The sequence below is a fragment of the Nitratidesulfovibrio sp. D1 genome (genome assembly GCF_051133415.1).
Lineage (GTDB): Bacteria > Desulfobacterota > Desulfovibrionia > Desulfovibrionales > Desulfovibrionaceae > Cupidesulfovibrio.
Genome location: NZ_JBPGNZ010000005.1, coordinates 98,607 through 115,022, shown reverse-complemented (window position 1 = coordinate 115,022; position 16,416 = coordinate 98,607). Strand labels below are relative to the sequence as shown.

24 protein-coding genes are annotated in these 16,416 nt (G+C 67.5%); 20 read left to right on the top strand and 4 right to left on the bottom strand.

Going from position 1 to position 16,416, the window contains the following annotated elements; translation table 11 throughout:
• Positions 1-15: 15 nt before the first annotated feature.
• Entirely contained in the window at positions 16-1,884 is a 1,869-nt protein-coding gene (locus ACR4XJ_RS11060) for a terminase large subunit domain-containing protein (protein WP_434755272.1), read from the bottom strand.
• A gap of 113 nt (positions 1,885-1,997) precedes the next feature.
• Here ACR4XJ_RS11060 and ACR4XJ_RS11055 point away from each other — a divergent pair, with 113 nt between their 5' ends.
• From ACR4XJ_RS11055 to ACR4XJ_RS10975, 17 genes are all read left to right on the top strand, one after another.
• Entirely contained in the window at positions 1,998-2,861 is an 864-nt protein-coding gene (locus ACR4XJ_RS11055; RefSeq protein ID WP_434755271.1) for a GPO family capsid scaffolding protein, read from the top strand.
• A 17-nt stretch (positions 2,862-2,878) separates the two neighbouring features.
• Positions 2,879-3,901 (top strand): phage major capsid protein, P2 family, encoded by a 1,023-nt coding sequence (locus ACR4XJ_RS11050; protein WP_434755270.1) that lies wholly within the window; start codon positions 2,879-2,881, stop codon positions 3,899-3,901.
• Positions 3,902-3,903: 2 nt separating this feature from the next.
• Positions 3,904-4,680, top strand: a complete 777-nt coding sequence (gene gpM / locus ACR4XJ_RS11045) for a phage terminase small subunit (protein ID WP_434755269.1) — start codon at positions 3,904-3,906, stop codon at positions 4,678-4,680.
• A gap of 103 nt (positions 4,681-4,783) precedes the next feature.
• Complete coding sequence (locus ACR4XJ_RS11040) at positions 4,784-5,239, top strand: head completion/stabilization protein (protein WP_434755268.1); 456 nt, start codon at positions 4,784-4,786, stop codon at positions 5,237-5,239.
• 7 nt (positions 5,240-5,246) lie between these two features.
• Complete coding sequence (locus tag ACR4XJ_RS11035) at positions 5,247-5,723, top strand: phage tail protein (protein WP_434755267.1); 477 nt, start codon at positions 5,247-5,249, stop codon at positions 5,721-5,723.
• A gap of 37 nt (positions 5,724-5,760) precedes the next feature.
• Positions 5,761-6,402 carry a phage virion morphogenesis protein gene (locus tag ACR4XJ_RS11030; RefSeq protein WP_434755266.1) on the top strand — a complete coding sequence of 214 codons (642 nt, stop codon included), beginning with the start codon at positions 5,761-5,763 and terminating at the stop codon, positions 6,400-6,402.
• A gap of 10 nt (positions 6,403-6,412) precedes the next feature.
• The gene (locus ACR4XJ_RS11025) at positions 6,413-7,522 is read left to right on the top strand and encodes a DUF2586 domain-containing protein (RefSeq protein WP_434755265.1); all 1,110 of its coding nucleotides are present in this window, start codon (positions 6,413-6,415) and stop codon (positions 7,520-7,522) included.
• 13 nt (positions 7,523-7,535) lie between these two features.
• A complete protein-coding gene (locus ACR4XJ_RS11020) occupies positions 7,536-8,000 on the top strand; it encodes a phage protein (protein ID WP_434755264.1) in 465 nt (154 codons plus the stop codon).
• Position 8,001: 1 nt separating this feature from the next.
• Complete coding sequence (locus tag ACR4XJ_RS11015; RefSeq protein WP_434755263.1) at positions 8,002-8,223, top strand: TraR/DksA C4-type zinc finger protein; 222 nt, start codon at positions 8,002-8,004, stop codon at positions 8,221-8,223.
• A complete protein-coding gene (locus tag ACR4XJ_RS11010) occupies positions 8,220-8,645 on the top strand; it encodes a structural protein (RefSeq protein ID WP_434755262.1) in 426 nt (141 codons plus the stop codon). Before ACR4XJ_RS11015 ends, ACR4XJ_RS11010 begins: the two co-directional genes overlap by 4 nt.
• Positions 8,642-9,091, top strand: a complete 450-nt coding sequence (locus tag ACR4XJ_RS11005; RefSeq protein WP_434755601.1) for a hypothetical protein — start codon at positions 8,642-8,644, stop codon at positions 9,089-9,091. Before ACR4XJ_RS11010 ends, ACR4XJ_RS11005 begins: the two co-directional genes overlap by 4 nt.
• Positions 8,991-9,200, top strand: coding sequence for an Rz1-like lysis system protein LysC (lysC, locus tag ACR4XJ_RS11000; protein ID WP_434755588.1), 210 nt, complete (start codon positions 8,991-8,993; stop codon positions 9,198-9,200). Before ACR4XJ_RS11005 ends, lysC begins: the two co-directional genes overlap by 101 nt.
• On the top strand, positions 9,197-9,541 hold the full coding sequence (locus ACR4XJ_RS10995; RefSeq protein ID WP_167127810.1) for a phage holin family protein: 345 nt from the start codon (positions 9,197-9,199) through the stop codon (positions 9,539-9,541). Before lysC ends, ACR4XJ_RS10995 begins: the two co-directional genes overlap by 4 nt.
• The gene (locus tag ACR4XJ_RS10990; RefSeq protein WP_434755261.1) at positions 9,519-9,785 is read left to right on the top strand and encodes a putative phage tail assembly chaperone; all 267 of its coding nucleotides are present in this window, start codon (positions 9,519-9,521) and stop codon (positions 9,783-9,785) included. The genes ACR4XJ_RS10995 and ACR4XJ_RS10990 overlap by 23 nt, the downstream gene beginning before the upstream one ends.
• A gap of 11 nt (positions 9,786-9,796) precedes the next feature.
• Entirely contained in the window at positions 9,797-9,970 is a 174-nt protein-coding gene (locus tag ACR4XJ_RS10985) for a DUF6890 family protein (RefSeq protein WP_434755260.1), read from the top strand.
• An 11-nt stretch (positions 9,971-9,981) separates the two neighbouring features.
• Positions 9,982-11,811, top strand: a complete 1,830-nt coding sequence (locus ACR4XJ_RS10980; protein ID WP_434755259.1) for a phage tail tape measure protein — start codon at positions 9,982-9,984, stop codon at positions 11,809-11,811.
• Between the two features lie 3 nt (positions 11,812-11,814).
• Positions 11,815-12,138 (top strand): DUF2590 family protein, encoded by a 324-nt coding sequence (locus ACR4XJ_RS10975; RefSeq protein ID WP_434755258.1) that lies wholly within the window; start codon positions 11,815-11,817, stop codon positions 12,136-12,138.
• 18 nt (positions 12,139-12,156) lie between these two features.
• On the opposite strand, the gene ACR4XJ_RS10970 is transcribed toward ACR4XJ_RS10975, so the two are convergent.
• Genes ACR4XJ_RS10970 through ACR4XJ_RS10960 form a run of 3 tightly spaced genes read right to left on the bottom strand, consistent with a single transcriptional unit; the run spans position 12,157 to position 13,072 of the window.
• Positions 12,157-12,459, bottom strand: coding sequence for a HigA family addiction module antitoxin (locus tag ACR4XJ_RS10970; protein ID WP_434755257.1), 303 nt, complete (start codon positions 12,457-12,459; stop codon positions 12,157-12,159).
• Between the two features lie 39 nt (positions 12,460-12,498).
• Positions 12,499-12,816: a BrnA antitoxin family protein gene (locus ACR4XJ_RS10965; protein ID WP_434755256.1), complete on the bottom strand. Its 318-nt coding sequence runs from the start codon at positions 12,814-12,816 to the stop codon at positions 12,499-12,501.
• Positions 12,803-13,072 carry a BrnT family toxin gene (locus ACR4XJ_RS10960; RefSeq protein WP_434755255.1) on the bottom strand — a complete coding sequence of 90 codons (270 nt, stop codon included), beginning with the start codon at positions 13,070-13,072 and terminating at the stop codon, positions 12,803-12,805. The genes ACR4XJ_RS10965 and ACR4XJ_RS10960 overlap by 14 nt, the downstream gene beginning before the upstream one ends.
• Positions 13,073-13,118: 46 nt before the next feature.
• Between ACR4XJ_RS10960 and ACR4XJ_RS10955 the strand changes: the two genes are divergently transcribed.
• Genes ACR4XJ_RS10955 through ACR4XJ_RS10945 form a run of 3 tightly spaced genes read left to right on the top strand, consistent with a single transcriptional unit; the run spans position 13,119 to position 16,410 of the window.
• Positions 13,119-14,333: a baseplate J/gp47 family protein gene (locus ACR4XJ_RS10955; RefSeq protein WP_434755254.1), complete on the top strand. Its 1,215-nt coding sequence runs from the start codon at positions 13,119-13,121 to the stop codon at positions 14,331-14,333.
• Positions 14,330-14,950, top strand: a complete 621-nt coding sequence (locus ACR4XJ_RS10950) for a phage tail protein (RefSeq protein WP_434755253.1) — start codon at positions 14,330-14,332, stop codon at positions 14,948-14,950. Before ACR4XJ_RS10955 ends, ACR4XJ_RS10950 begins: the two co-directional genes overlap by 4 nt.
• Positions 14,947-16,410 (top strand): phage tail protein, encoded by a 1,464-nt coding sequence (locus ACR4XJ_RS10945; RefSeq protein WP_434755252.1) that lies wholly within the window; start codon positions 14,947-14,949, stop codon positions 16,408-16,410. The genes ACR4XJ_RS10950 and ACR4XJ_RS10945 overlap by 4 nt, the downstream gene beginning before the upstream one ends.
• The last annotated feature ends 6 nt before the right edge of the window (positions 16,411-16,416 follow it).

Genomic DNA, 16,416 nt, shown 5'->3' with positions numbered 1-16,416 from the left:
TCCCTCCTGTTTGCTCTACGCGCCGATGACCACGGTGCAGCCGCCGTGCCCGGTCTGGCGCGCCAGCGGTTCCGCCGCCAGCGCGTGCATGATGGCCCACGCCACGTCGGCATGTCCGGTGGTGGGCGTGCGCCCGGCGGCGTAGGTAATCTGTCCCTTGTCGGTGGTGGTCTGCCGAATGGTCAGAAAGGCGTGGGCGATGTCCGTTTCCGCCGCGTCCCATTCCAGCCGCTGCTCCTCGATCACCTCGCGGGCCTTCAGCACAAGGGCGGCCTTGCTGGCCACGGCGTAGTTGATGGGCGCGGCCACCGGGCAGAACTGGCGCACGTGCTCGTACACGCCGATGCCGGGGCCGGTGGTGTCTATGCCCAGATGCGCGAAGCGGTACCTGTTCGCCAGCTCGCGGATGCGTTCCGCCTGCCACAGGTAGCTCTTGCCCACCCACTTGTGCCGCTCCACGCAGCGGATCACCCCGCCCGGCTTCAGGGGCGGTTGCAGCACCACGAAGGATGCGTCGTCGCGCGAGCGGCTGGGGTCGTACCCGCCCCACACCGGGTGGGTGCCCACGGGGCGGGGCGCGCCGGGGGCGTAGTCCGGCCAGTCCGCCGGGTCGGTCATGCAGCGTTCCAGCAGCGCCAGGCGGAACACTCCCTGGGTGTCGTCGATGAACTCGCAGTCGAACAACTGGCGGAATTCGTCCGGCGCGTACTCCAGCCGCAGCTGGGCCACGTCGAACAGGTTGTAGCCGCCCGCCTCCGCGTCGGCCAGCGTGATGATGTTGCGCCAGTACGTGTCCGGACACAGGAACCCCGCGCGCAGGGCGGCGGCGTCCGGCCACGGCCGGGGCTTGGCGAAGCGCTTCTGAAAGGCTTCGCCGGTCCACAGCGGGTAGGCGTCATGGGTGATGGCGGATGGCGTGGAAAACAGCGTGCGCCGCCACTTCTTGTGCGCGGCCATGCCGGTGGCCACCTTGTACAGCTCGCGGAACTTGGTGATCCAGAAGAACTCGTCGATGTAGACGTGCCCGTGGTAGCTCTGCGCGCTACGCGAGTTGTTGGACAGGAAGTGCAGCTCGGCCTTGCCGTTGCGGGTGTGCAGTATCAGCGGGTTGCCGGAAAGGGTGATGTCGAAGGCATCGGACGCGGCCTGCACGATGTAGTTGCGAAACACCTGCGACTGCGCCTTGGTGGCGGAAAGGAAGATCTGGTTGTCGCCGGTCAGGCAGGCATCCTCGAAGGCCTCCTGCGCGAAGTACCACGTGGCCCCTATCTGCCGGGCCTTCAGCAGCATGCGGTTGCGGTGCTGCTTGGCCGTGCGCAGGGCGTGCTGGTAGCCGAAGTACCGGCGGTGGAACTTGTCCGCGAACAGCTCCGGCGTCAGGGCTGTGACGTCGTTTTTGATGGGCTTGCCCCTGCGGTTGGGGCGGGCGGCGCGGGGTGCGGCGGAAGGGGTGTCCGCGGCGAACTCGCCGGGCGCGGCGTCCGGCTGGGGGGCCGGGCCGGGGTGGGCGCTGTCCTGCCCCAATCCACGCTGGCGCGCCAGGGCCACCTCTTTGGTGCGCAGGGCCTGCAACCGCTCCAGCGTGCCCACCAGCAGATCCACCTCGCGCAGTTCGCCGGGCGTCTTGGGGTCGCGCTCGGCCAGCAGGGTGAGGCGGCGGGTAACGGCCTCTTCCGCCGTCTCGTGCGTGAGCAGGGCGTCCCATTCGCCCGTCGTGCTCCAGTGGTAGACGGTGCGACGCGGCACGCCCAGCGCGTCGGAAATGTCCGCCACGGTGTAGCGCCGCAGGTACATGCCCCGCGCGGCCTGCCGTATCTCGTCCGGGTACTGGCGCACGCCCTGCCGGGCTTCCTGCGCATTCCCGCCGTCTGCAATGGTCTCCATCGTGCTGCAATAGCACTGTTGCGGCAACACCCCACGCCAGAGAAATCCGATTTTCGCAAAATCGGACGCCGTGTCTTTGACCTGACCTTGCGTGCTGTGCCTACATGGCGCGCATGAGCAAGCCCACCCTCACCACAGATTTCGTCAGGATAGGCCAGTCCTGCCCCACAGTGGACGGGCGGACCATCGACGCCGCGTGGCTGTTGCAGGCGGCGGAATCCTACAGGCCCGACCTGTACACCGCGCTGATCTGGCCGGACCACTTCCGCTTTCAGAACTACGGCAAGGTGCTGGAACTGAAGGCGGAAGAGGAGGGCGGCGTGGTGGCGCTGTACGCGCGGCTTCAGCCCAACGCCAGCTACCTGATGGGCAACCAGTACGGGCAGCGGCTCTTTTTCTCCATGGAGATCGACGACAACTTCGCGGGCACGGGCCGGGCCTACCTTGTGGGGCTGGGCATTACCGATTCGCCCGCCTCGCTGGCCACCAGCGAGCTGAAGTTCTCCGCCCGCCGCAACACGCCGGGCAGCCAGTTTCTGTCCAACGTGGAATGCGTCCTGCCCGCAGAAGCAGAAGACCGGGAACCCTCGTGGGTGGCCCGGCTTTTCCAGTTGTTCACCCCCAACGCCACCCAACGCGAGGAGCCCATGGACGCACAGCAGTACGCGGAGATGCAGGGCAAGATCGACGCCCTTGCCACCACCGTTACCGAGATCAAGGCCACCGTGGCCACCTTCACGGCCAGTCCGGCTGCCCCGGCGCAGCCCGCCGCCCCCGTCGCCCCTGCGGCCCCGGCTGCCGCTCCGGCGGATGCCCCCGCCGAATCGATGGACGCCAAGTTCGCGGCGGTGACGGACGCCATCACCAAGCTGGGCGCGCAGATGGATGGCATTGCCGCCCGGTTCGAGGCCGCCAAGTCCGGCACGCCGGTGCCCCCCACCGAAGGCCCGGCGGACGACAACGCCCCCCTCCTGTAGGGGCGGGAGGAACCCACATGCGCGAAAGTACCCGCAAGAAGTTCAACGCTCTGTGCGACCGCATGGCCGCCACCTACGGCGTGCCCAGTGTGCGCCAGCAGTTTTCGGTTGCGCCCACCGTCGAACAGCGCCTGCAGGACGCCATCGTGGAGCGGTCCACCTTCCTGCCCAAGATCAACACCATCCCCGTGGATGACCTGGAAGGCGAAACCCTGCTCGGCTCCGCCACCGGCCCCGTTTCGGGCCGCACGGACACCAGCGCCGACAAGGAACGCACGCCCCGCAACGTGCTGGGCCTGAAGCCGTACCGCTACAAGCTGGTCCAGACCAACACGGACGTCTACATGCGCTACGCCACCATGGACGCGTGGGCCAAGTTCCCCGACATGGGCGACCGGTATTCCCGCTACGTGCAGGAACGCATGGCCAACGACCGCGAACTGGTGGGCTGGCATGGCCGCTCGGCTGCCGCCGACACCGACCTTTCCGCCTTCCCGCTGATGCAGGACGTGAACAAGGGCTGGATGCAGTACATGCGCGAAAACCTGCCCGGCAACATCCTGAGCGGCGGCGCGACCGCCGGTGAAATCCGCATCGGCGCGGGCGGCGACTGGGCCAACCTGGACATTGCCGTGCACGACCTGTTGCAGGGCATCCCCACCTACATGCGCCAGAACCTGGTTGCGCTGATCGGCACCGACCTCATCGCGCAGGAAAAGGCCGCGCTGTTCGCCGTGGTGGGCGGCAAGCCCACGGAAAAGGCCCTGCTGGGCAACGCGCTGACCACCTTTGGCGGGCTGGCGTGGGATACCCCCAGCAATTTCCCCGGGCGCGGCCTTGTGGTCACCAGCTACGACAACCTTTCCGTCTACCTGCAGAACGGCTCGTGGCGCCGCAAGGTGGAGGACAACCCCAAGAAGGACCGCGTGGAGGACTACAACAGCCGCAACGAAGGCTACGTGGTGGAAACGCCCGAACGCTTCGTGGCCGTGGAGTTCGACAACGTGAAGCTGCCCGACGGCGCGAGCGGGTGGGCCTAGCCATGAGCCTGATGCGCAAGCACCAGCAGGCCGTGCGTGTGGTTACCGGCGTGCCGGGCGAGCGGATAGGGGCCGGGGCCGTGGTGCTGGGCAGCATGCCCGCCGCGCCCCGTGGCCTGCTGGGCGGCAGCCAGTTGGGCACCTTCCTTTCCGCCTCGCTGTCCGAAGATCTGGCGGCGCTGTCGTCCATCGCCTCCGTCGAACGCAAGATCGACCTGAAGCGCGACACCCTCATCCCCAAGTACCGCGACTATGCGGCGCGCCTGATGGCCGACGGCCGGCGGCACGAGCTGCTGGGCTACTACCTTGTGTGGTGCCTGGACGCAGGCTGCATGGAAGAGGGCCTGCGCGTGGCCGCGTGGGCCATGGAGCACGGCCTGCCGCTGCCGGAACGCTTCCGCGCCAGCGTGCCGCTGTTCGTGGCGTCTGCCGTGGTTGCGTGGGCCGAGCGCCAGCACGACGCCGGACACGATGTCGAGCCGTACCTGTCGCAGGCGCAGGCGCTGGTGGAACCCGGCGGCGAGGTGCCGGACAAGGTGCGCGCGGGCTTCCATCGTCTGTTCGGCCTGCGGGCCGAGCAGGGCGGTGACCTGCCCACGGCGGAGCGCGAGTTGCAACGCGCGCTGGAGTTGGGCGCCAAGGTGAAGACCGCGCTGGACGGCGTGCGCAAGCGGCTGACCCGTGAGGGCGGGCAGGCTGCGCCCGGCACTGAAGAAAGCAATGCGCCCGCACCCGGTGCCGCCCCCGATGAACCGGCGGGCGGCGACGGGGCGGACTAGATACTCCTCCACCCAGCCGGGGCGGCCCGAACGGAAGCTCGGCACAGGGTGCCGGTGACTAAACGTCCGGGTCCGCCCCCAACACACCAGCACGGGTAACGCCATGAGCTTCAGCGCCCTCACCGACCAGCCATCCACCGTCACCCTGCCGGGCGACGGCTGGTATCCGGATCTGTCCGTGGGCGAGTTTCAGCGCGTGTACCGGCTGCCCGCCGAATACGCGGAGGCGCTGGTGGAAGACCACCTCGGCCTGGCCCGGCTGTGGGCCGTGCGCCAGTTGCAGGCGTGGCGCGCGGAGCAGGAGGCGGCAGGGTTCACCAGCCTGGACGCCGTGCCCGTGTACGGCCTGACCGGCGAGGCAACGCGGCTCTTCAAGCGGGCGGTATTCTGCCACGCCAAAGCCCTGTTGCTGGGCCAGTTCGCCACCGTGGAGCGGCGCGAGGCCGCCCGCGAAGATGCCAAGGAAGGCCCGGACGTGGCCGACCGCTTCTATACCTGGGCGCATGACGCCATAGCCGATCTGCGCGGGCGCGGGCGCATCGACGCGGACTTGGTGTGAGGCGGGCATGCGCAAGATTTCATCCCTCGTTGACCACCTGCTGACCACCACCGGCCTGCCGCGCGAGCAGATGCACGCCTTTGCGGACAAGGGCGAGTTGCAGCCCACCGGGCGTGACCTGGGCACGACGCCCGATGGCCGCGCCCAACTGGAAGTGGGCGTGTGGAAGTACGACGCGGTGATCCGGCTGGAACGCTATGCGGGCGACGGCCCCACGCTGATGGCCATCGTGCTTGGCTGGTTGGCCGACCACGACGGCGACCGCGACGGGCTGGCCGAGCCGGAGCTGGATGTGGACATCAACGACGCCACCACCAGTGACGTGGAGCTGGCCGTGGAGTTCGAGGAACGCATCACCGTGGCGGAAGATCCGGCAGGCCCCGTCCCCTTCAACGGCAGGCGCTGGAGCGTGGCAGCGCCGGATATCGTGGCTGCGGATTCGTTCACCTTTGGCGCACGGCGTGGGGGCGGCGATGCGGGTTAGTTTTTCCGTTTCGCCCGATCATGGCCGGTCGGCCCGGTTGGATACGCAACTCGACGCCCTGGGCGGCGAGATTCGCGACCGCCGCAAGCATGCCCGACGCCTTGCCGGGTACGTGCGTACGCAGACCCGCCGCAACATCCGTAAGCAGGAGACGGTGGAGGGCGCGCCCTTCGCACCGCGCCGCGACAGCAGGGACAAGCGGGCCATGCTGACCGGACTGGCCAAGACGTTGGCCATCATCCCGCGCGGGCCGGATGGCGGGGTTGTTGTTTCGTGGAAGAACCCGCGCGATGCGCGGATTGCCTACCGGCACCAGCACGGCGTGGGCGAGGATTGGGGGCCGCAACGCGCGGCACGGGCCTATGGCGTGCCGGACTACAAGGCGCGCTGCACCCGCAGGCAGGCCAAGGCGCTGCTGCGGGAAGGGTTCCGCCTGCCAGTGCCCGGCAAGGGCGGCGGTAGGGCAACCCGGCGCGTGTCCGTGATGTGGCTGGAGAAGCATTTCACCCTCGGGCAGGCGGGCCTGGTGCTGCGGTTGATGCGCACCGGCAAGCCCAAGGGTGAGCAGGATTGGCGCGATACCGTGCCTGAGCGCGCCCCGTTGGGCGTGACGGCTGCCGAGGCGGACAAGATGTGCGAACGGCTGGCGAAAAACGTGCTGGGCAGCGTGCCCGGATAGGAGACCATCCATGCTCGGAAGCGTGCAGGTAAACAACCTGAACCTGATCCAAGGCCCACTGGAGGAAGTGGAGAACTTCTTCCTGTTCGTCGGGCGCGGCGCGGGCACCAACGAGGGCAAGCTGATCACCCTGAACACCGAGACGGATCTGGACGGGGTGTTTGGCAGCGCCGATTCGGACCTGAAAGCCCACGTGGCCGCCGCCCGGCTGAACGCCGGGCAGAACTGGAACGGCTGCGCCATCCCGCTGGCTGAAGGGGACACGTGGGCCGAGGCCGTGGACTTTGCCATGGAGCGGGTGACGGTGGAGGCCATCGCCATCACCGATCCTGTGTCCCTGCCCACAGAGATAGAGGCCATGCAGGCCAAGGCCGAAAGCATCATGGCCCGCTACATGCGCCCGCTGTTCTTCATCCCGCGCAGCCGGGGGCCGCTGCCCACCGAGACGTGGGAAGACTGGCTGGATGCCGTCCGCCCCGTGACCACCAACCTTGCCTGCGACCAGGTGAACCCCGTGGCCACCATCTGGGGGCCGGAGCTGGGCACCTACGCCGGGCGGCTGTGCAACAGCGCCGTCACCGTGGCCGATTCTCCCATGCGCGTGGCCACCGGCCCGCTGCTGGGCGCGTGGTCCACCCGTCCTGCTGACAAGAACGGCCGCATTCTGGACCTGTCGGTCATCGCGGCGCTGGACGCGGCGCGGTTCTCCGCCCCGCAGTGGTACCCGGACTACCCCGGCGTCTACTGGACCGACGGCAACGTGCTGGACGTGCCCGGCGGCGACTACCAGGCCATCGAAAACCTGCGGGTGGTGCAGAAGGCCATGCGCCGCATTTATCCGCTGGCCGTGGCCCGCGTGGCCGACCGGCGGCTGAACAACACGCCCGGCAGCATGGCGGCGGCCGCCATGTACTTCATGCGGCCGCTGCGGGAGATGAGTCGGTCGCGCCAGATCCTCGGGCAGGTGTTCCCCGGCGAGGTGGAGCCGCCCAAGGAAGGCGACATCGCCATCACGTGGCCCAGCAAGTACGCCGTGGAAATCTGGATGGCGGTGCGCCCCTACAACAGCCCCAAGGCCATTACCTGCAACATCCTGCTGGACCTGACCAACTACGCCTAGAGGGGGTGAGCACATGCAGCGCATCAGCGGAAAGAACTTCGACATCACCATCGGCACGCTGGCCATCACCGTGTCCAAGGCCACGCTGAACATCGAGGACAACACCGAGGTGGCCCAGGACAACGGCGTGCCCAACGGCTGGGTTTCCGGCGACGCGAAGGGCGACGGCGAAATCGAACTGGACGCCCTGGGTGTGCGCCTGCTGGGCGAGGCGGCGAAAAGCGCCGGATCGTACCGCGAACTGCCCGTGTTCGACATCCTGTTCTACGCCAAGACCGGCGACGGCGAGGAAATGAAGGTGGAGGCCTTCGGCTGCAAGTTCAAGATCGAAGGGCTGCTGGATATCGACAAGAAGGGCGGCGAGAAGCACCTGACCAAGCTGAAATACATGGTCACCAGCCCGGATTTCGTCCGCATCAACGGCGTGCCCTACCTGTCCACGGCGGACACGGAAGGGCTGATGGGCTCGCAGAACTAGCATGGCCGACGCAGCGGACATCGCCACGGAACGCGAGTTCATCCTGAGACAGGAGGCGCTGGCCCGCCTGCGCGCCGCGCGCGGAGCGCAGCGGGCCAGTCTGACCAGTCTGGCCAGCCGGGCCACCTGCGAGGAATGCGGCGACCCCATACCGGAGGCCCGGCGCGCGGCGGTGCCCGGCGTGCGCCTGTGCATCACCTGCCAAAAGGAGCTGGAAGCATGATCGACCGGAACAAGCCCCCCCGTGGCGTGCGCAACAACAACCCCGGCAACCTGCGGCACGGTTCGCCGTGGGAAGGGCTGGCGGCCGCGCAGGCCGATACCGCCTTCTGCACCTTCGTGCGGGACGAGGACGGCCTGCGGGCGCTGGCCAAGGTGCTGCTGAAATACGAGCGCGACGGCCTGAACACCGTGCGGGGCATCCTGAACAAGTACGCCCCGGACACCGAGAACGACACCGAAGGTTACATCGCCCACGTGGCGGCCCGCATGGGCGTGGCCCCCGGCGCGGTCATCAGCGTGAAGGACAACCTGGACCCGCTGATGCGCGCCATCGTGGATCACGAGAACGGCAGGGGCTGGGCGGACCATTACGCCCCGGCCACCTACGCGGCGGCCATCCGGCGCGCCAAGGGGATGGCGTGAACCGGCTGCTGGCCATCGTGGCCGGGGCCGCCGTGCTGTGCCTGGCTCTGTGGTGGCAGGCGGAGACCATCAAGGATCTGCGCGCCGACCTGGACACGGAGCGCCGGTCGGTGGCCACCCTGGAGGAGGCGCGGCAGGCCAACGCCCAGACCATTTCGCTGCTGCGAGGCGACATCAAGGTCCGGGACGACGCCATCATCCGCCGCGACAGAAAGGTGGAGGCACTGGAACGGGAACATGCGGCGTCCATGCGCGCCTACAAGGAAGAGGTGCAGAATGATGAAGCCACTCGCGCTTGGGATGCTGTGCCTGTGCCTGCTGCCGTGCACCGGCTGTTCGGCAAGGGTGGAACGGGTTCCCGTGCCGGTGACGGAACGGGTGCTGCCCCCGGCCTCGCTGACGCGGGAGACGACGGTTCCGGAGTGGAACGGCGTGACCAACGGTGACCTGTCGGGGTTCGCCAAACAACTGGAAGGGGCCGTGAACCGATGCAATGCCGACAAGGCGGAACTGCGGGCATGGGCGGCGGATACCGCCACGGGGCAGGGCAGATGACCGAGGTCAAGGAGTGGCTGGCCAGCACGTGGCTGGTGCTGGCCCTGTCCGTGGCGGGCGGCATGGCCCGTGCCGCCAAGTGCGGAGAACGCAGCCTGTGGGCGTGGTTCTGCTCCGTACTGGTGGCGCTGTTCGCCGGGGTGGTCACCAACCTGATCCTGGTGGACCTGACCTCGCTGCCCGAAACGGCCCGCGTGGCCTGTGCATCCGTCTCCGCCTATTCGGGCGGGGCCGTGCTGGACGCCCTGCAAACCCGCATTGCCGACGTGCTGGCCGCGTTGCTGGGCGCGCGGCGTGAATCGCAACCGACACAAGGAGATGACCGTGGACAAGACCATTAAGCTGGACGTGAACGGCAGCGAACTGACCTTCAACATGAACCTTGCGGCCTACAACCGCTACCTCAACGAGGTCCAGCCCACCAACAAGGTGGGTCCGGCGCAGAACCTGTGCATGCGCACCGTGGCCCCGGAGAGCAAAGAGACCTTGCAGGAACTGCTGCAACAGCCCGGCATGGGCGTGATGATCATGGCGTCTCTGATTGAAGAGTACATGCCGGACATCAAGATAACGGTGGGAAAGTAGAGGCGCGGGCGGTGGCCCTTGCGGAGAACGGCGCGGCGCAACTGGTCGCGCTGTCCCGCAAGTGGTTCCCCGGTCGCGCGGTGGACGCGGAGGCCATGGCCGAGGCGCTGTGGCTGGAACGGGACCATTGGGAAAAGATGGCGGTGGCCGTGTGCAACGGCATCGCCAAGGCGTTCAAGGGATAGGGAGCTAGGGCATGGCCACCAGGCTGGAGCGGTTGGAATTCTCCGTCGGGCTGAAGGACCAGGCATCGGGCAAGCTGGGCAGGCTGCGTACTACCATTGACCGGATGACCGGCACCGTCAGCAGGCAGTTCGGCAATGCGCGCGACGGCGTGATGGGGCTGGTGGGTACGGGGTTTTCCATCCACCAAATGGTGGCCCCGGCCATCGACCTGAACCGGGCCTTGGGCGATGTGGCCAGCCTTGGGCGCAGCGATTCGGAGCTTGCCGTCCTGCAAAGCGAGGCGGAGCGGTTCGCTATGGCCTATGGCGGCAGTGCCGCAGCCGTGGTGCGGTCCAGCTACGAAATTCAGTCGGCCATTGACGGGTTGTCCGACCGGGAACTGGCCGCATTCACCACGGCGTCCGGCGTGCTCGCGCGGGCGTCCAAGGCAGACGAGGCCACCATCACCGCATACATGGGCACCATGTTCGGCCTCTTTGAGGACCAAGCCAATTCCATGGACAAGGTGCGTTGGGTTGAACAGGTGGCCGGGCGCACCGCTTACGCCGTGGGTCTGTTCAAGTCCTCCGGTGAGTCCATGTCCGCCGCGTTCACTTCGTTGGGGGCCAATGCCACGGCGGCGGGACGCAGTATGGAGGAGCAGTTCGCCGTGCTGGGCATGCTCCAGATGACCATGAGCGGCAGCGAGGCGGGCACCAAGTACAAGTCGTTTCTCGCCGGGGTGGGCAATGCCCAGAAAGAGTTGGGGCTGCAACTTACCGACGCCAAGGGCAACATGCTGGGGATGGTGGACATCCTGGAAAAGTTGCGTGGCAAGTTTGGGGATACGCTGGAAGTTGCCGAGCAGATGCAGCTCAAGAAGGCGTTCGGCAGCGACGAGGCCGTGGCGCTGGTCAACTACATGCTGACCAAGACGGATGCGCTTTCCCGGAACATTGCCGACATCGCCAATATCCAGGACATGGTCCCGGCGGAGAAGATGGCGAAGCGGATGACCGACATCTGGGCGCGCATGGGTGGCGCCGTCAACGTGCTGGTGGCGAACTTCGGGCAGAAGCTGCTGCCGCCGCTGGAGGATATCGCGGGCCAGGGCGTGGCCGTGGTCCAGACGCTGGTGCGCTGGGTAAACATCGCCCCCAATGTGGCCCGCTGGGTGGGCTACGGGGCCATGGTGGTCATGGGGCTGGCGGGCGGCATGGGCTTGCTGACCACGGCAATTGCCATCAGCCGGGTGGCCATGCTGGCGCTGGGCGGCCCACTGAAGCCGCTCATCTTTCTGTACAAGCTGCTCAACGCTGAAACGCGGCTGGCCATGCTGGCCCAGTGGAAGCTGAACCTCGCCTTTCTCGCCAACCCGGCCTTTTGGGTGGTGGGTATCATCGTGGTGCTGATCGCCGCCGTGGGCGCGCTGATCTACTGGTGGGACGATCTGAAGGCCGCGTTCCTGGACACGGCGTGGGGCCAGGCCCTGATGAAGACCATTGAGGCCGTAATGGCCCCGTTCCGCGCCCTGGGCGCAACGTGGGACTGGTTGCAGCAGAAGCTGGGGCTGGCCACCACGCCCATGCCCGCAGCCATCAACGCCGCCACGGGCGCGCCGCAGGCCGCCATAGAGAGCACGGCCACCGCGCTGACCACGGCGCAGCCCATCGGCCCGCTGTCCTCGCTGGAGCAGGCCCGGACCCCGGCCATACCTGCCGGTGGACTGCTGCAAGCCACCACCAACCAGATCAACAAGGGCCGCACGCGGCAGACCACCATCGGCAGCGTGACCATCAACGCCGACCAGCCCATGACGCCCGGACAACTGGATGAATGGGCGGCCCTTCAGGCGGGGTAGACCATGGCCGACTACATCGACCTGCGCATTTCCAAGGACGACCTGACGCTGGATGCCGGGGGGCAGCCCGTGCTGCTCGATGGCCGGGCGTCCATCGCCCAGGACATCCAGCACATGATCCGTGAAAGCGGCCTGCTGGTGGACATAATCGCCAACCGGGACGCTCGCGCACGGAGCACCAACCTGGTGCGCATCACCATGGCCGTGGACGACGACGAGCGCATCGTGCCCGGCACCACGGTCATCCGCGAATCGGCCCTGGGCGAATACTGGCTTACGGCCACCACCGTGAAGTACGGCAGCATTTCGCTGCAACTGGGGGCGTGAGGTGAGGAGAGGGGAAGGCTACGCGTTGGCCACCTTGATGGGCTGCACGTCCCGCCATTCCATCCGGGTATTGGCGGTTTCCCACAGGGTGTACGCCTGCTGCATGCCCAGCCAGAGTTCCGGCGTGGTGTCCAGCGCGCGGGAAAGGCGCAGGGCGATGTCGGGCGTGATGGACGCGCGCTCGTTGACGATGGCCGAAAGGGCCTTGCGCGAAATGCCCAGGCGCTGCGCCAGTTCGGTGATGGTGATGCCCAGCGGGTCCATGTGCATCCTGAACAGGATTCCCCCAGGGTGCGTGGGCTTTCTGGTGCGGGTACGCATGGCACTTTCCTCGAAATGCGGGGGCGCGGCGGCTAAAAGTTATCTGCCCGGACGGGATTCCTTGTACGCCCGCAGAATTGCGTTGATGGTGGTCTGGTATCCCTTGCCCTGCTGCTTGAACCATTCCAGCACCTCGGCATCGAGGCGCAACGTCACCTGCTTCTTGCAGGCCGGGGTCACGCGCCGGGCATGCTCCCAGAACGTATCGTCCAGAATGGGGTTGTCGAGGTCGCTTTCCGCGTTGGCAGTGAGCTGGGCATCGGAAAAGGCCCGGCTGCGCTTGCCGTCGGTAAGCGGGCGCATCTTGCGGATGTCCTCGATGTCGAAACCGACCTTCTTGTCCTTATTCGTAGCCATATTGCCTCCGCTCTCTGGCGTTTGCGCGGCGGGCGGAAATGATCCGGAACAGGTCCGTTCCGCGCATGGTGAAGGCAACGACCAGCACCATGCCCGCGTATTCCCCGATGGCCTGGCACCGGGGTTCGCCGTACTCCTTGCGCCGGTCGTGCACGAGGTACGGCGCGCAGGCCAGCATTTGCGCCGCCTGCACGAAGTCGATGTCGTGCTTTTCCACGTTGGCCCGGCGTTTGTTTTCGTCCCATTCAAAGCGCATGGCACAGATGTAGTTACAAATTGTAACCACGTCAAGGGAGGGGCCAATGGCCATCACCAGCGCCGCGCGTGAACTGTTTACCCTCATGCTGCGCGAGGCGGGCATGCCGGTAACGCAGGCCGAGATGCAGCGGCAGTGGGACGCCCTGAACACGACCGAGGGCAGCCAGATCACCAACAACAGCGCATGGTCGCCGTTCTGGCGGCTGATTTCGGCCATCGTCACGGCCCCGGCGCAATGGCTGGTGGGCCTGCTGGTGGAGCACGCCCTGCCCAACACCTTCCTGCGGTTCGCCGCCGATGCCTGGCTGGACGTGTTCGCCTGGGGCGTGGACGTGAAGCGCAAGGCGGCGGCCACGGCCACGGGGGTGGTGACCTTCACGCGGGCCACGGCAACCGGCACCCTGACCATCCCGCCGGGCACGCTGGTGGAATCGCCCCCCATCAACGACGTGACCTACCGCGTGGCCACCGTGGGGGACGCCGTCATTCCCGTCGGGCAGCTGTCGCTGGCCGTGCCGGTGCGGGCCGAGCAGGCCGGGGCCGCGTGGAACCTCGGGCCGGGCTACTATTCCATCCTCACCCGGCCGGTGCCGGGCATCACGGCCGTGACCAACGGGGCCGACTGGTTGACCTCGCCCGGGGCGGACACCGAGGATGACGAATCGCTGCGGCTGCGGGCGCGCAACCAGTTCGCCGCCGTGGGCCAGTACCACCACGACGCGGCGTACCGCGCCTTGATCGCGGAGTTCGCCGGGGTGCGCACCGACTACCTGCACTTCGAGAAGGACGGGCCGCGCGGGCCGGGCACAGCCAACTGCCACGTGATGGTGGAAAGCGGCATCCCCCCGCAGGAGTTCATCGACACCATCAACGCCTACGTGCGGGCCTCCGGCAACCACGGCCACGGCGACGACATGCTGTGCATGCCCATCGCGGCCATGCCGGTGGCCCTGACCGTGACGGTGTACCCGGTGACCACGGCCAGCACCGCGCGGGCGGAGGCCGTGCGCCTTGCCGTGGAAAACCGTGTGCGCTGCGCGTGGCGCGAGAACGCCGACTTCACCATGACCAGGACGTTGCCGCTTTCGCGCTTCAGCTTCAGCCGCCTGTCGGAGGAGTTGCACGCGGCCCTGCCGGATCTGCAAAGCGTGGAGTTCACCCACGACGGCGAGGGCGGGGCCGTGGGCGCCGACATCGTGGCGCAGCTGCAACTGCCGGTGCTGGGCAGCCTGACCGTATCCCTTGGGGGCACGGCATGAGCGACCTTCCGCAGCTCGACCAGCCCAGCCTGCCGTTCTGGATGGGCGGCGAGGAGTGTTCCAAGCTGGCCCGTGCCGCCCATGGTTGGTTTTCACGCTTGGGCGAATGGGCGGCCCTGCCTGCCCGGCAGTTGGACCCGCTCACCTGCACGGCCACGGTGTTGGATCTGCTGGCCTGGCAGCGCAACGTCACCACCTACAAGGGCGAACCGGAGCGATTGTACCGCCTGCGCGTGGCCCACGCCTACGCCAACGCCCGCGACGCGGGCAGCGTGGCCGGGTGGGGACGCATCTTCCAGCGGCTGGAGTTGGGCGGCGTGGCGTTGGAAGAGCGCGTGGCCGGGCAGGATTGGGACGTGATTGGCGTGGTGGTGGATGACACCGCCTTCCCCGATCAGCAGAACGTGCTGGAAATCATCGTGCAGGAGTATGGCCGCACCTGCCGCCGCTATCGGTTCATCAGCCGTATCCCGCAGGCCGTGCGCGTTGCCCCCTGCGCCTTCGACGACGATCACGCCACGGTGTGCGCCGTGAGCAACCCCCTCACCCTGGTCACGGCGGGCATGCGCGCCGCCGCGTTCGACAACAGCCACCACACCACGGAGGCCCACGCATGAGCGTTACCCTGACCGCCGCCGGGGAGGCCCTGATTGCCCGCTTGCAGGCGGAAGGCACCCCCCTTGTCATCGACCGGTTTGTCTTCGCGGACGTGCCGGGGCAGGATCACACCCAGCCCGCCAACCCCGCCCAGGGCGTGCCCACGGACCACGTGGTGCACGAGTTTCCCATCCCGCCGGAGTACCGGGCCTATGTGAACCCCAGCCAGGTTGTGTACTCCGCGCTGCTGGGCAGCGACGTGGGGCCGTTCTCGTTCAACTGGCAGGGCTTGTACTGCACCGCGCACGCCACGCTGGTGGCCGTGGCCACCTTTCCCCGGCTGGAGAAGCGCCGGTACGACCCGGCCACCAACACCCAGGGCAACAACCTGACGCGCAACTTCCTGCTGGAGTTTAGCGGCGCGCGCGAGCTGACGCAGATCACCGTCGAGGCGGCGGTGTGGCAGCTGGACTTCACCGTGCGGCTGAAGGGCATCGACGAGCGCGAGCGCCTGTCGAACCGGGACATTTACGGGCGTGCCGCGTTCCTGGACGACGGCTGGCTGCTGACCAACACCGGCGGGGCGTACCGGTTCGAGGCCGGGCGCGGCTACGTGGAGGGCATTCGCGTGGCGCTGCAGGACCCCACGCCCTTGGTGCCCACCGTGACCCCGTGCGAGGTGTGGCTGGACGTTTCCATGCAGGGGCAGGGCTCGGACGTGGTCACGGTGGTGACGCCGCTGTGCCTGGAGCCGGGGGCGGAGTGCCCGGACTACACCGTGGGATATCCCGTCAACACGGAGCACCACTGCGAGAAGGTGGCCCGCATTGAGGCCGACGGCAGCGTGACGGATTTGCGGTCGAGGCAAACCGCCCTCACACCGGAGCAGGTCGGCGCGATGTCGGAGCAGGAGATGCGGGCCGCCCTTGAGGCCGCCCTCGCGGAGGCGATGGCCGACATGGATATGACGGCGGCCGTGCGCGACATGCGGGCTGGCGAGATCGTGATGTGGGGTAAGGCGACCATCCCCACCCTTTCCGACGGCTTGCCTGCAGGGCTGGAACTGAATGGCGACGTGGTGTCGCTGGAAACATTCCCCCGTCTGCTGCGCGCGTGGGTTGGCGAGGCGGGCAACGCCTCGGCCGTGGCGTTCTACCGCTGCTCGAATTCCGGGGCGCGGGATGTGGCGGGCAACCATATCCGCCTGTTGGACATGCGCGGCGTCGCGCCGCGCGGGTGGGACCATGGCCGGGGGCTGGATGCCGCACGCGTGCTCCTGAGCTATCAGGCCGACGCGTTCGCCAGCCACGTGCACACCCAAAGCCGGAACAGTTCCAGCGGGTCACTAGGCGATCTCGGGTGCCAAGGCACGAACTCGAACAACAACGGATACAGCTCGGGAGCCAATGGCACAGGTGCCACCGGCGGCACCGAAACCCGCATGAAGAACGCCGCCGTCATGTTCATTATCTACGTCTAGGGAGCA